This window comes from Pseudomonas sp. GW821-FHT05D12, from assembly GCF_059419825.1.
Genome location: NZ_JBWKSN010000017.1, coordinates 1 through 14471, shown reverse-complemented (window position 1 = coordinate 14471; position 14471 = coordinate 1). Strand labels below are relative to the sequence as shown.

Sequence of the window (14471 nt, the reverse complement as noted above, 5' to 3'; positions counted from 1 at the left end):
GTGATAACGGCAATTATGCCTGTTTGTCAGGAACGCATGCCCATCCAGATCACCGCTTCAGTCCATGCCGTGACCACCGGCGCCAGCGCACGGAACCATGGGTCCTGCGCATCAATCTGCGCGGCCGAGTGGTCGTGGTGGTGCTGTTCTTCGTCAACAATCGAGGCAATGGCGGCCACGGCCAGCGGATCAATGTCACGCAGCGTGTGCAGTTGGTGCGCCAGGTGCTTGAGCACGACACTTTCAACGGCGACCGTCGTGGCGACAATAGCCTTGCGCCCGCAGACGCCGGTGATCAACCCCAACGCCAGCCCGCCCAGCCCACACAGCCAGTAACTGCGGCAGCGACGATAGCCGCGCCGCTGCAACTCGGCCTGGAACACCGCGCGGTGGCGACGCTCGTGAGAAAGAAACGCTTGCAACTCGGCCACCATGCCGGGCGCGAACACGCGGGCCATGAACAATTGGCCGCTGTAGATACAGATCGCGCCATGCTCGCCGGCGTGGTCGACTTTGATCATGCGGTTGCCCAGGTCCGGGTCGATCAAGGAGGCAGCGGGAGCGTTCACGGTTGACGGCCTTGTGTGTGCGCCGGTGAGAACCGGACCGGTCAGGATGGCAGAGCGCCGGTATCGTGCAGCACACCCACTCAAATGCGCAAGCCAGACCCTCCAAGTGACCACCCATCGCCTTATAAACATCCAATCGAACCTATCCGCGCCTGCCCCACTCCACCTTACTGGACCCTGATGGTGGAGTAAGGATCATGGCTCAGCCATCGATTTTAGTGCTGGAAGACGACGAGATCATTCGTTCGTTAATGGTGGATGTGCTGGAGGATTTCGGGGCGGTAGTAACGTCGTTTCCTTCGGCGGATGAGGGGATGATTTACCTGGAACGGGGCGATGATCCGGTGGACCTGATCGTCAGCGATGTGCAAATGCCAGGGCTCCTCAATGGCTACGACCTGAGCCGGGTTGTCGCGCACCGGTGGCCGAGCGTGCCGGTGCTCCTGACGTCTGGCAATACCAAACTGGCCGAACAGTTGGGCGGTTCCGTGCGGTTCCTGCCCAAGCCGTGGAGCACTGAGCATCTGCTGGAGTGTGTGCAAACCGCCTTGACCCAGCAGGGCTCGTCCTTGCATTGATAGCATGGCGATATCACCCGGACCGAACTTCACATGGGTCCGTGTGGTCATTGAAGAGCAGGGAGCGACTTTTCTGATCCGCTGGTCAGCCTTTTCGCCTTGTGCGTTCAGTTGATCGCCATGAGTTGTGTAGAATCGTCGCCCATTTCCAAGCGTCATTCATGGCCGAGAGGCCCACACTTCGAGCTCATTGAATGCATTCACCGGCCCATGACGTTAGTGCGCCCTCATTGCTGGAAGCGTTGCGTGAAGGCACCGGCCTGTTGCACGTGGCGCTGGAAAAACGCCTGCCGTTTTTCTCCGAGCGCCTGGATGCCAGCTGGTATCAGCGCCTGGTCCGGGCGTATTACGGTTTTTATGCGCCGATCGAAGCGTCGCTGTACGACCGAGATTTGATTCCCGTGGGCTACGACCAGGCATTGCGTGTGAAAACGCCGACCCTGGTGAGCGATCTTCACGCCCTCGGCGTGAGTGAAGCCGCTATCGATGCCCTGCCCCGCTGCGCCCATCTGCCCCGCCTCGACACGCCCGCCGCCTGCCTCGGTGCCCTCTATGTGCTGGAAGGCGCGACCTTGGGCGGCCAGGTATTGCGCCGTGAAATGGCCCAGCGCCTGGACGTGAATGCCGACAACGGCGGTGCGTTTCTCAATGTGTACGGTGCCGACACCGGTCGACGCTGGAAGGATTTCCTCGATTACCTGGGCCACATGCCGCTGGACGCCAAGGCCAGACAGCACGCGGTGGATGCGGCCCGTTCGACGTTCAGCTGCTTTGAGCAATGGCTCGACAGCCAGGAGGTACTGCTATGAAACCCGAAGATTTTGAAGAGCTGCTTGCCAACTGTGCCGACGAGCCGATCCGCTTTCCGGGCGCGATCCAGCCCCATGGCGTGCTGCTGACCTTGTCGGAGCCGGACCTGCGCATCATCCAGGTCAGCGCCAACGTCGCCGCTCTGTTCGGCCACGCACCCGAGGCACTGCTGGGCCAGCCGCTGCACACGCTGATCGGGGCCGAACACGCCCAGGCCGTGCAAACCGTGGCTACGCAAAACAGCTTTGTCGACGCACCGCCGCTGCATGTCAGCCTCAACGGCGCCGAGTTCGAAGGCCTGCTGCACCGCCATCAGGACGTGCTGGTGCTGGAGTTCGAACCGCGGCTCAAAGACTTCCGCCCACGCGCGCTGAATGGTCGCACCAGTGACCTGGGCAAAATGCTGCAACGTTTGCAGTCGGCGAAAACCCTGCAGGCGCTGTACGAAATCAGCGTGACCGAAATCCAGGCCATGACCGGTTACGACCGCGTGCTGATCTATCGCTTCGAAGACGAAGGCCACGGCCAGGTGATTGCCGAAGCGTCGGCACCGTCCATGGAGCTGTTCAACGGGCTGTTCTTCCCCGCGTCCGACATTCCCGAGCAAGCCCGCGAGCTGTACCGCACCAACTGGCTGCGCATCATCCCGAACGCGGCCTACGAGCCGGTGCCGTTGTTGCCCAAGCTGCGCCCGGACACCGGCCAACCGCTGGACTTGAGCTTCGCCACCCTGCGCAGCGTGTCGCCGATTCACTGCCAGTACATGCAGAACATGGGCGTGTTGTCGTCCATGAGCATCTCGCTGATGAAGGGTGACAAGCTGTGGGGCCTGATCAGCTGCGGCAACCGCGAGCCACTGCTGGTGCCCAACGACCTGCGCACTGCCTGCCAGACCATCGGCCAAGTCTTGTCGTTGCAGATCAGCGCCATGGAAGCCCTGGACCTGAGCCGTCAGCGAGAAGAGAAAGTCGAGGCCCTGGCGCTGCTGGACCAGGCGATGAAAGCTTCGCAAGACAACGTGTTCGACGGCCTCGCCCAACGCGGCCAGTTGCTGATGGACCTGACCCTCGCCGGCGGCGTGGCGATCATCGAAGACAAACAATTGCACCGCTACGGCAACTGCCCGGAACCGGCGCAGATCCGTGCCTTGCACAAGTGGCTGCAGGACAGCGGCGAGCCGGTATTTTCCAGCCATAACCTGGTGTCGGTGTACCCGCCGGCTGCCGAGTTCCAGCAGGTCGCCAGCGGCGTGTTGGCCATGAGCCTGCCCAAGCCGGTGGACAATGGCGTGATGTGGTTCCGCCCGGAAGTGAAGGAAAACATCAACTGGAGCGGTGACCCGAAAAAGCCCCTCGACCTGGAAAATTCCGACGCCGGCCTGCGCCTTCGCCCACGTACTTCATTTGAAATCTGGAAAGTCGAAATGGCCGGGATCTCCACCAAGTGGAGCCATGGCGACCGCTTCGCCGCCAACGACCTGCGCCGCTCGGCCCTGGAAAACGACCTGGCCCGCCAGGTACTGCGCGAGCAACAAGCCGTGCGCGCCCGCGATGAACTGGTGGCGGTGGTTTCCCACGACCTGCGTAACCCGATGACCGTAATCTCGATGCTATGCGGCATGATGCAAAAGGCCTTCAGCTCCGATGGCCCACACACTTCACGGCGCATTTCCTCGGCCATCGACACCATGCAACAGGCCGCCGGGCGCATGAATGTGCTGCTGGAAGACTTGCTCGACACCTCGAAAATCGAGGCCGGGCGCTACGTGGTCAAGCCGGTGGCGCTGGATGTCAGCCAGATGTTCGAAGAGGCCTACTCCCTGCTTGCCCCGCTGGCGATGGAGAAAGGCATCGACCTTTCGTTCAACACCGAGCCCGGCCTGCAGATCAATGCCGACCCGGAGCGGCTGTTCCAGGTCCTGTCGAACCTGATTGGCAATGCCATCAAGTTCACCCCGCGCCAGGGCAATATCGGTATCAGCGCCATGAGCAATGGCGAGGAAATCGTGTTTTCGGTGCGTGACTCGGGCGAAGGCATTGCGCCGGAACAACTGCCCCACGTGTTCGATCGCTACTGGACCCAGGCGGAAAACAACCCCACCGGCAGCGGCCTGGGGCTGTACATCACCCAAGGTATCGTGCAGGCCCATGGCGGCAAGATCGTCGCAGAGAGTGAATTGGGGCGTGGCAGTGAGTTCCGCTTCACCGTGCCAAAGGTGATGGAAGAGTCGCATACCTGACACGCCTCCCGCCTTGGCGCTCTGCCAGGGTCAGCGTACCGCGCGGATTACTACCGCGCGTTACGTAACGGCGTCGCACACAACTGCGCGGCGTTTGGGCTGCACGCCAGGGAGGCCGCGACTTCGCCCGAAGCGGGCGGCTGCGCCGAAGGCCGCGTCGATGATTTCCAGCCGCAGCCCGTCACATGTTGCCGCGAGGCGTTTATAGCGCGGTTGCCGCCCCCCTCTGTAGGTTTGGCTCAGCTTCACTAAGCGGTGAGGCTTACCACTGACAGAGGACCACCTCCATGATAAGTACCCTCAATCACTCGTTGAACATGCCTCTTGCACCTGTGGCCCAGCAGGATGAAGCCACGCGCTCTCGCAACAAGCGCAGCATCGAGCAGTCCCACCAACACGCCTCCTCCATTGCATCCGATGGCCCGGCCGCGAACGACAGGCGCAGGAGCACCGGCACGCTGGACAGCCTGGGCGGCGGTCGCTTGCTCTAACCGGGCATGTGAAGGGCTGTGCACGGCCCTTCATACCCTCGCCTTAACAAAACACTGACATTCAATGCGCTAGAGTTTTCGGCCGACCCCGCCTGGAGCCCTTTCCTGCATGCTGCCACCCGACACATTGCCCGCCGTACTCGCCGGCCCCCTGCTACGCCGCCTGGAACCCCAGCGGTTGGTGCTGTGGCTGATGGGCACCCGGGAGCTGGTACTGACCCTGACGCTGCACATCGCCGGGCAGACCCGTAGCATCGTGCTGGATCAGGGCCAATGCCAAACCGTTGCGGTGGGGCGTGACGCCGTCATCCACTTGATCGACGTGCCGCTGGATGACGCCCTGCCCCAGGATGAGGTCATTGGCTATGACCTGTTGATCGACAGCCTCGGCATCGCCGAGTGGGCGCCACACCTGTTGTATGCCGACGCCCAATACCCCAGTTTTGTGCTGCACAGCCGTATTCATCAGTTGGTCCATGGCTCGTGCCGCAAACCACACCATCACGCGGACGAAGGCCTGCTGTGCGTCGACCGTCTGCTGGCCGAAGCCCACCTGCCCGAGCAGCGCCCGGCCCTGCTGATGATGAGCGGCGACCAGGTGTACGCGGACGATGTCGCCGGGCCCATGCTGCGGGCGATCCATGGGTTGATCGCGCGCCTGGGCCTGTTCGATGAATACCTGGAAGGAGCGGTGATAGACGACAGCGCCAGCCTCTACGGGCATCGCGCCAGCTACTACCACCGTGCCGACCTGCTCCCGGCGCTGGACAGCAATGAAACCCTGCGCGAGCGATTTTTCGGCGGGGTGAAAAAGCCGATATTCACCAGCAGCACCGCCGATAACCACTTGGTCACCTTCGCCGAAGTCATGGCGATGTACCTGCTGGTCTGGTCGCCCGCGCCCTGGAACCTGCTCACGCTGGAGCCTCCCCGCTTGAGCGCCGAAGAACAGCAGCGCTACGCCCGCGAGCGGGTACAGATCGAGCGCTTTCGCCAGGGCCTGCCGGGCGTCGCGCGGGTATTCGCCCACCTGTCCACGCTGATGATCTTTGACGATCACGACATCACCGACGACTGGAACCTCAGCGCCCAATGGGAAGAAACCGCCTACGGCCACCCCTTCTCCAAACGCATCATCGGCAATGCCCTGCTGGCCTATTTGCTGTGCCAGGGCTGGGGCAACCAGCCGGATGTCTTTGGTCCGCTGGTCAGCCAGGTCCAGACGCTGACCACCCAGCCCCAGGCCAACCACCTGGACGCCAGCGCGCAGGATGCGTTGCTCGAGGCCCTGCTGAAATTCCAGCAATGGCACTACGTACTGCCCACCACGCCTGCGCTGGTGGTGCTGGACACCCGCACCCGCCGCTGGCGCAGTGAGTTCACCCTCAAGCAACCTTCCGGCCTGCTGGATTGGGAAGCCTTGAGCGAACTGCAGCAGGAACTGCTTGATCACCCCTCGGCCATCATCGTCTCGCCCGCGCCGATCTTTGGCGTCAAGCTGATCGAGACCGTGCAAAAAGTGTTCAGCTGGTGCGGCCACCCCTTGCTGGTAGACGCGGAAAACTGGATGGCCCATCGTGGCGCTGCCCAGGTGATCCTGAATATCTTCCGTCACTCACGGACACCGGGGAACTACGTGATCCTGTCGGGCGATGTGCACTATTCGTTCGTCTACGAAGTACTGATCCGTCATCGCAATGCCGGCCCGAAAATCTGGCAGATCACCAGCAGCGGCATCAAGAACGAATTCCCGCCGCGCCTGCTGGAATGGTTCGACCGGCTCAACCGCTGGCTCTACTCGCCCCGCTCGCCCCTCAACTGGTTCACCCGCCGCCGCACCATGCAGGTGGTTCCGCATATTCCGGAACATGCCGAAGCGGGCGAGCGGCTATGGAACTCGGCGGGGATCGGCCAGGTGTTTTTCAACGAACAGGGCCAACCTGAAGAGATTTACCAACACAACGCGGATGGGAAGGCCAGGACGAGAATGCTGGCCCCCAAGTAACTTTTCTTCATCGACAACAAGGCCGTCCAGCTCGGATGGCCACGAGGGGTGCCTGCGGTTCGAACGCTGGCGCGAAGCGCTGCGCATCGTCAAGGCGCGGGGAAATCGTCGGGCGCCCCAGATAGATAGCCTATTGCCATCCTGCCAAAGGCGTACATTCGCCCTATTCAAAGCACTCAAATCCCGTTGTACAGTAGCGCCAGCCACGGAGTACCGGCATCAATATCGGCAGGCCTTGGATGCCAGCCCAAGCAAGGATCGCGCAATGGACGATACTCCCGGCAACAGCCCACCGGGCACTGATTTCTCTCACTTCAACGCCGACATGCTGCACACCGTCCTGGAGTTGGTCAGCGACGGCATCTGGGATTGGAACGCCAATACCGGGTTCGTGTACCGCAACCCGGGTTGGTATGAAATGCTTGGCTACCCTCGGCACGCCCTGGAAAACAGCGTGTTCACCTGGGAAAACGTGATCCACCCGGACGACTACCCCCAGGTGATGACGCTGTTTGATGACTACATCCAGCGTCGTGCCCCCTACTACCAGGCCGAATACCGCTGCCGCAAAAAAGATGGCAGCTACCTGTGGATCGAAGACCGTGGCTACGTGATTGCCCGCAACCCTGACGGTTCGGTGGCGCGGATGGTGGGCGCCCACCGTGATATCCATTCACGCAAAAGCTCCGTCGAGCAACTGGAACAGCGCAATCAATCCCTTGAAGTGCTGGTGGCCGAGCGCACGCGCGAGCTGTCACGGGTCAACCAGCAACTGCAATTGCAGCTGGATGAAAATCGCTCCCTCGCCGAACGCGACACCCTGACGCTGGTCGCCAACCGCTATCGCATGGAAAAAACCTTGCTGGAAGAATGCGAACGCGCCCAACGCTTTCGCCTGCCGCTGGCACTGATCGCGATGGATATCGATGACTTCAAGCCGATCAACGATCAGTACGGCCACAGCGCAGGTGACGAGACGCTGGTGCGGGTGGTCGTGCGTTTGAAAGGCTGTATACGCGCCGATGACCTGCTGGCTCGATGGGGCGGCGATGAGTTTATGGTACTGCTGCCCAACACGTCGCTGGAGACCGCCAAGGCAATCGCCGAAAGCATCTGCGAGGCGTTGAGGGATAACCCGGTGAGCGACGACTTCCACGTCACCCTCAGCGTAGGCGTGGCGGCGAGCCAATCGGGTGATACCCCCGCCGCCTTGATGGCACGTGCCGACCAGGCGTTGTATCGCGCCAAGGCGGCGGGGAAAGGTGGGGTCGCCGACTGAGCCCCGGCGTTATCGCACCGGCGGCGCGTACTGGATACCGCCGTTGTTCCACAGCGCATTGAGCCCGCGCTTGATCTTCAACACGCTGCCCTGGCCGATATTGCGCTCGAACACTTCGCCGTAGTTGCCCACCTGCTTGACGATCTGCACGACCCAGTCCTTGCGCAGCTTGAGGTCCTTGCCGTACTCACCGTCGGCGCCCAGCAGCCGCGCGACATCCGGGTTCTTGCTGGTCTTGGCCTGTTCCTCGACGTTCTGCGAGGTGATGCCCATTTCCTCGGCATTGAGCATCGCGAACAGCGTCCACTTGACGATGCTGAACCACTCGTCATCGCCCTTGCGCACCAGCGGCCCCAGCGGTTCCTTGGAGATCACCTCCGGCAGCACCACGAACTCATCCGGGTGAGCCATTTTGATCCGCTGTGCATACAGCCCCGACTGGTCGGTGGTCAGCACATCACAACGCCCGGCCTCCAGGCCCTTGGCGCTCTCGTCGGCGGTGTCGAAGGTGATGGGCGTGTACTTCATGCCGTGGGTGCGGAAGTAGTCGGAGACATTCAGTTCCGTGGTGGTGCCGGCCTGGATACACACGGTCGCGCCGTCCAGTTGACTGGCACCGGTCACTCCCAGTTTGTTGTTCACCAGAAAGCCGATGCCGTCGTAGTAGGTGATGCCCGTGAACACCAGGCCCATCGCCGAATCACGCGAGCTGGTCCAGGTGGTGTTGCGCGAGATCAGGTCGATTTCGCCGGACTGCAACGCAGTGAAGCGCTCCTTGGCGGTCAATTGGGTGAACTTCACTTTCGACGCATCGCCGAACACGGCCGCCGCCACGGCGTGGCACACGTCGACATCGAGGCCGGTCATCTTGCCCTTGCTGTCGGGCACGCCAAAACCGGGCAAACCGTCGCTGACGCCGCATTGGATAAAGCCTTTTTTCTGGATCGCATCCAGGGTCGCCCCGGCGTGCGCCGTGCCGGCGAGGCCGAATACGGCGGTGGCGCCCAGTGCGGCCAACGTGGTTTTGAATCGGTTCATGCAAGGCGCTCCCTGTCATTCCTTATTATTCGGCGCTGCACAGCCCGCGCCGGTTTATAGTGCTGCCGGGCAGTATCCACGGCTTTACGGCGCTGCCACAAACGACCTTTAGGCAAAGGCTCCTTCCGATTTGGAATGAACTGCATGATTTCAAAACGCTTGACCCCTTCGATGACGGCCTTGCAATGCTTCGAAGCCGCCGCCCGCCACCTGAGTTTCACCCGCGCCGCCGAAGAGCTGCACCTGACCCAGAGTGCGGTCAGCAAGCAGGTGGCGCAGTTGGAAGAGATGCTCTGCCACAACCTGTTCGAGCGGGTTCGCCAGCGCCTGTACTTGTCGCCGGCCGGGTCGTTGTACCTGGCCGAGGTGCACAAGATCCTCACCCAGGTGGACATCTCCAGCCGCTACATCCTCACCTACGGTGGTGAAACCGAGGTGCTGCGCATCGCCACCCAGCCGACCTTCGGCGATCGCTGGCTGGTGCCCAAGCTCAAGGACTTCGCAGCGAAACACCCGAATATCCACCTGGACGTGCGCAACGAGCTGGAGCCCTTCGACGTGCTGCAGGCCAAGGCCGATATCGCGTTTTTCTTCGGCCAGGGCTCATGGCCGGGCGCGACCTGCATCGAGCTGTTTCGTGAAGCCGTGGTGCCGGTCTGTGCGCCGGGGTTTGTCGCCGAGGGCAGCGACGCGTCGTCGCGCCACACCTTGCTGCAATGCACCTCGCGCCCGGAGGCCTGGCACGAATGGTTCCTGGAACAGGGCCTGCACTCGCAGAACAGTTACCACGGGCCGCGTTTCGACACGTTCTACATGTGCATTCGCGCGGCGCAGTCAGGCTATGGCGTGGCGCTGGTGCCGCATTACCTGGTGGCCGAAGAACTTGCTCAAGGCAGCCTGACGATCCCGTGGGACTACGCCATGCCCAGCAGCGGCGCGCACTTTATCGCGCATGCCGAACACGCCGGCGAGATCCCCAAAGTCAAAGCCTTCCTGAACTGGATGGTCGACTACGTGAGTGCACATCGCGACTTTTAATAATGACCCGGCGACTTTATTTCGTTTGCGGCCAGGGTGGGCGCACGGCTTAGATAAAAACACGTCCGCCATTGCCGAGTCCGAGATTCATGAGCCGCGAAACCATCAGCCAGTCGATTTCCATCGTCCACCCGATCAGCCTCAGCCACGGTAAAAACGCCGAAGTCTGGGACACTGCGGGCAAACGCTATATCGATTTTGTCGGCGGCATCGGCGTGCTCAACCTCGGCCATTGCCACCCGGGGGTCGTGGACGCGATTCGCGAACAGGCGACGAAACTGACCCACTACGCCTTCAACGCTGCGCCTCACGCGCCCTATATCGAGCTGATGGATCGCCTGACCGCGTTCATCCCGGTGGACTATCCGGTCAGCGGCATGCTCACCAACAGCGGCGCCGAAGCGGCGGAAAATGCCCTGAAGATCGTGCGCGGGGCCACCGGCCGCACGGCGGTGATCGCGTTCGACGGGGCCTTTCATGGCCGCACCCTCGCCACCTTGAACCTCAATGGCAAGGTCGCGCCCTACAAGCAAAAGGTCGGCGTCCTGCCCGGCCCGGTCTATCACCTGCCCTACCCCAGCGCCGACAACGGCGTGACCTGTGCCGAAGCGCTGAAGGCCATGGACCGCCTGTTCAGCGTGGAAATCGACGTCGACGACGTCGCCTGTTTCATCCTCGAACCGGTGCAGGGCGAAGGCGGTTTCCTGGCCCTCGACATTGAATTCGCCCAGGCGCTGCGGCGTTTCTGTGATGAAAAAAACATCCTGCTGATCGCCGATGAAATCCAGTCGGGCTTCGGGCGTACCGGCCAGCGCTTCGCCTTCTCGCGCCTGGGCATCGAACCGGATTTGATCCTGCTCGGCAAAAGCATCGCTGGCGGTGTACCGCTGGGGGCAGTGGTCGGGCGCAAGGCGCTGATGGACAACCTGCCCAAAGGCGGTCTCGGCGGCACCTATTCCGGCAACCCGATTGCCTGCGCGGCGGCATTGGCCACCCTGGACGCGATGACCGATGAGCATTTGCAGGCCTGGGGTTCGCAGCAGCAAACAGCGATTGTCAGCCGCTATGAAACCTGGCGTGCACAGCGCCTGTCGCCCTACCTCGGCCGCCTGACCGGCGTCGGCGCCATGCGCGGCATGGAACTGGCCCACGCCGACGGCACGCCCGCGCCGAAACAACTCGCCCAGTTGCTGAGCCTGGCCCGCGAGGCCGGCCTGCTGCTGATGCCCAGCGGCAAGTCACGGCACATCATCCGTTTGCTCGCACCGCTGACCATTGAGCCAGCGGTGCTGGAGGAAGGCCTGGACATCCTCGAGGCCTGCCTCAAGCAACTGGACTAGTACCGCGCATCCACCGGCTTGCCGCCGTTCGGCCAATCCTTGACCTTGTCCGGGAAGTCCGGACGCGGTTGCCCGGCAAAATACGCCGCCACGTCCACCGCGTCCTGGTCGGACAAACCGCCCTGCCCCAACGGGAATTTCTCGTGGAAGCCAATCGGCATGTTGCGTTTGACGAACGCCGCCGCGGTGTAGGTGCGCGCCATCCCCGCGCCGATGTTGAACGACTGCTCGCCCCACAGCGGCGGGTAGATCAGCTCGCCATCGGCCCGCGCCAGCCCCTGGCCGTTGTCGCCATGGCAGACCGCGCATTGCTTGGCATAGACCGCCTTGCCATTGGCGAGGTCGGGCTTGATCGCCGGGTCGACCTTGCCCACGCCACGCCCGGCGACTTTGTCTTCAGGCCGCGTGTTGTTTTTCATCCAGTCAAAGTAGGCGACCATCGCCTGCATATCGGCTGACTGCGGCGGCAACGGCTTGCCGTTCATGGAGCGCCGGAAGCAGCCGTTGATGCGCTCTTCCAGGGTCACCACCTTGCCCGCACGCGGTGCGTAGCTGGGGAAAAACGCCGACACACCGACAAAGGGCGAGCCGTCGGCTACGGTGCCGGCGTTGAGATGGCAACTGGTGCAATTGAGCGAGTTGCCGACGTTGTCAGGCAGCAGCGCCTTGGTTTGCAGGTGCAGGCGCATGCCGCGCATGACTTGATCGGCGTTGGGGGCGGCAAGCAGATCGGCCAGGCGCGGGGTTTCGAAGGCGGACGAATCGGTGGTGGCCGGGTTGAGCTGGGCACGCAGCTTTTTCACTTGGGCGGCGTCGATCGGGGTGCCCTGGTTGCCCCAGCGCGTGCGCACGAAACTGAGGATCTCGGCGATTTCCGGGTCCGCCAGCCGGGCGAAACCGGGCATGGTGTAGACCCGTGGGTGAGTCGCCGTTTGCGCGGTTTCCCAGCCGGTCAGGGTGATGTGCAGCAGCGACGTCGGGTTGCTCGCGGCGATGCTCGGGTTGCCGGCCAGGGGCGGGAACAGGCCTTTCACGCCGGCGCCGTCACTGCGGTGGCAATCGCTGCAGAACTGCATATAGCCCAGGCCGCCGCGGCTGGTGAACAGGTCGGCAGGCGGCGCGGCGGGTGCCTGGGCCACGGACGGCATCGGCAGGTCGTCTTTGCCCGGCGGCAGGGATTTGAGGTAACTGGCGATGGCAGTCAGGTCATCGTCACTGAAATGCTGGGTGCTGTGGTGAATCACATCGGCCATATTGCCGGAGACGGTGGCAAAGCGGTTCTGCCCGGTCTTGAGCAATTGCACGGTGTCATCCACGGTCCACAGGTTGCGCAGGCTCAGGGCGCGCCAATGCTCGACGGTTTCGCCGGCGAGGTAATGCTGGCCGCTGCGGCCGGCATCGCTCAGGGCTTTTTCCTGGAAGGCAATGCCGCGCGGCGTGTGGCACGAACCGCAGTGGCCGAGGCCCTGGACCAGATAGGCGCCACGGTTGAGCACCTCGTCGCGGCCCGGGTCTGGCTGGAACGGCTGCTTGTCGAGAAAGGCGAAGTTCCACAGCGCCAGGCCCCAGCGCTGGTTGAAGGGGAAGCCCATGTCGGCGTCGCGATTGGCCTGGGACACGGGCTCCACCCCCTGCATCAGGTAGGCGTACAAGGCGCGCATATCCGCCTCGCTCATCTTCGCGTAGGACGGATACGGCATCGCCGGGTACAGATTCATACCCGCAGGCGTGACGCCTTCACGCATGACGCGGTCGAATTGTTCGAAGGTGTAGTGACCGATACCGGTCTCGCGGTCCGGGGTGATATTGCTCGAAAAGATCGTGCCCATCGGCGTGCTCAGCTCGAGGCCGCCGGCCATGACCTTGCCTTCTTTGGCGGTATGACAGGCGATGCAGTCGCCCAGTTGTGCAACGTATTGGCCGTGTTCGATCAGTGCGGGGTCGGGGGTGTTGGCGTGCAGGGGAAGGGACAGACAGCACATCACCCCCACAAGGCCAAGACGTGACAGGGGAAGCGTCATCGCAATATTCCTTTAAAAACCTGGCCTGGAGCGGTCTCCTCGGCGCAGGTCTGCAATTATTTTTATACGTCATCAGGCAGATAACCCGGGGCGGGTTCGGCCCCCGTGTTGTTGTAGCGAATTTCCTAGGGGCGCCTGTTGATATGGATCAGCACAACCGTGGGGCAGAGTGCCGCCTTGACCTGATCCCCCTCCCCGCTGAAAATGCCCGACGCTTTTTTGTCCCCCGTTTACTGAAGTAGTGAAATTTCAATGTCCGATTCCTACACCACCGAAGAATCCGTAGTCGCCTTGCAATCCAAAGCGGAATACGAAAACGCCATCAATCTTTCACAGCATGTGCCGGCGGCCAAGATCATCAGCGAGATGGTGCTGGACGCGTTTCACACCTCCAAGGAAAGCGACCAGATCCGCGAGCTGCGCGTCGCCATCCGCCAGGCCCACGATGCCTTCGACGACGACAAGGCCTATGACCTGATGGGCCAGCTCAAGCAACTCAAGGACGCCGAGGCCGCTGACAGCGCCGCCCTGGAAGACCTGAGCAGCAAATTCTCGATCAGCCGCATCCTGTCCAGCTTCAAGGACGACCCCGAGTTCCAGGAGCTGGTCTACGGTCTGGCGCTGAAAGTCCTGAACCAGAGCCACCAGGCGATCAGCAACCCAAGCGCCGGCAAGAGCAAGGCATCGCGGCCCAAGAAAGAAGCCGAAGTGTTTGTGATCAGCAAGGACGGCATCAGCGTCACCCTGCCCCTGCGCACCCCGCGCTCGAAGCTCAATGTCGACCGCGAGGCGTTCGAGTTCCTGGGCTTCAGCTTTGTCGGTGAAGGCGATGAGGCGGAGCTTGAGGTCGAGAGCTTTGTGGATAACGCCGGGGCTGAACAGCCGTTGAGCCGCAAGAGCGTGATCACTGCGCTGCAACAGCAGACCGCGTTCGATGGGTACAGCATCGCGCAGCAGTAACGCATTATCTGCAACACTGCGGGACTAGAAATGTGGGAGCGGGGGGGGGGGGGGGGGGGGGGGGGGGGGGGGGGGGGGGGGGGGGGGGGGGGGGGGGGGGGGG

At 62.5% G+C, this 14471-nt stretch carries 12 protein-coding genes; 9 read left to right on the top strand and 3 right to left on the bottom strand.

The window, feature by feature from the left end:
- Positions 1–26: 26 nt before the first annotated feature.
- Positions 27–569 (bottom strand): demethoxyubiquinone hydroxylase family protein, encoded by a 543-nt coding sequence (locus AC07SI_RS26430; RefSeq protein WP_226939935.1) that lies wholly within the window; start codon positions 567–569, stop codon positions 27–29.
- A 197-nt stretch (positions 570–766) separates the two neighbouring features.
- Here AC07SI_RS26430 and AC07SI_RS26425 point away from each other — a divergent pair, with 197 nt between their 5' ends.
- From AC07SI_RS26425 to AC07SI_RS26400, 6 genes are all read left to right on the top strand, one after another.
- On the top strand, positions 767–1147 hold the full coding sequence (locus tag AC07SI_RS26425) for a response regulator (protein ID WP_065908558.1): 381 nt from the start codon (positions 767–769) through the stop codon (positions 1145–1147).
- 194 nt (positions 1148–1341) lie between these two features.
- Positions 1342–1956 carry a biliverdin-producing heme oxygenase gene (locus AC07SI_RS26420; protein WP_495006804.1) on the top strand — a complete coding sequence of 205 codons (615 nt, stop codon included), beginning with the start codon at positions 1342–1344 and terminating at the stop codon, positions 1954–1956.
- Complete coding sequence (locus AC07SI_RS26415; protein ID WP_262132480.1) at positions 1953–4196, top strand: ATP-binding protein; 2244 nt, start codon at positions 1953–1955, stop codon at positions 4194–4196. Before AC07SI_RS26420 ends, AC07SI_RS26415 begins: the two co-directional genes overlap by 4 nt.
- A 287-nt stretch (positions 4197–4483) precedes the next feature.
- Positions 4484–4687 carry a hypothetical protein gene (locus tag AC07SI_RS26410; RefSeq protein ID WP_495006803.1) on the top strand — a complete coding sequence of 68 codons (204 nt, stop codon included), beginning with the start codon at positions 4484–4486 and terminating at the stop codon, positions 4685–4687.
- A gap of 109 nt (positions 4688–4796) precedes the next feature.
- Positions 4797–6692 (top strand): alkaline phosphatase D family protein, encoded by a 1896-nt coding sequence (locus tag AC07SI_RS26405; RefSeq protein WP_495006802.1) that lies wholly within the window; start codon positions 4797–4799, stop codon positions 6690–6692.
- 265 nt (positions 6693–6957) lie between these two features.
- Complete coding sequence (locus AC07SI_RS26400; protein WP_495006801.1) at positions 6958–7971, top strand: sensor domain-containing diguanylate cyclase; 1014 nt, start codon at positions 6958–6960, stop codon at positions 7969–7971.
- Between the two features lie 9 nt (positions 7972–7980).
- Here AC07SI_RS26400 and AC07SI_RS26395 read toward each other — a convergent pair whose 3' ends face one another.
- Positions 7981–9009 (bottom strand): amino acid ABC transporter substrate-binding protein, encoded by a 1029-nt coding sequence (locus AC07SI_RS26395; protein ID WP_120449856.1) that lies wholly within the window; start codon positions 9007–9009, stop codon positions 7981–7983.
- 144 nt (positions 9010–9153) lie between these two features.
- Here AC07SI_RS26395 and AC07SI_RS26390 point away from each other — a divergent pair, with 144 nt between their 5' ends.
- Together AC07SI_RS26390 and AC07SI_RS26385 are read left to right on the top strand one after the other, a co-directional pair.
- Positions 9154–10047, top strand: coding sequence for a LysR substrate-binding domain-containing protein (locus AC07SI_RS26390; RefSeq protein WP_065908545.1), 894 nt, complete (start codon positions 9154–9156; stop codon positions 10045–10047).
- 89 nt (positions 10048–10136) lie between these two features.
- Positions 10137–11387 carry a 2-aminoadipate transaminase gene (locus AC07SI_RS26385; RefSeq protein ID WP_065908543.1) on the top strand — a complete coding sequence of 417 codons (1251 nt, stop codon included), beginning with the start codon at positions 10137–10139 and terminating at the stop codon, positions 11385–11387.
- Here AC07SI_RS26385 and AC07SI_RS26380 read toward each other — a convergent pair.
- A complete protein-coding gene (locus AC07SI_RS26380; protein WP_495006800.1) occupies positions 11384–13408 on the bottom strand; it encodes a c-type cytochrome in 2025 nt (674 codons plus the stop codon). The two genes, AC07SI_RS26385 and AC07SI_RS26380, sit on opposite strands and share 4 nt — an antisense overlap.
- A gap of 252 nt (positions 13409–13660) precedes the next feature.
- Between AC07SI_RS26380 and AC07SI_RS26375 the strand changes: the two genes are divergently transcribed.
- The gene (locus tag AC07SI_RS26375; RefSeq protein WP_065908539.1) at positions 13661–14368 is read left to right on the top strand and encodes a hypothetical protein; all 708 of its coding nucleotides are present in this window, start codon (positions 13661–13663) and stop codon (positions 14366–14368) included.
- Positions 14369–14471 lie beyond the last annotated feature (103 nt).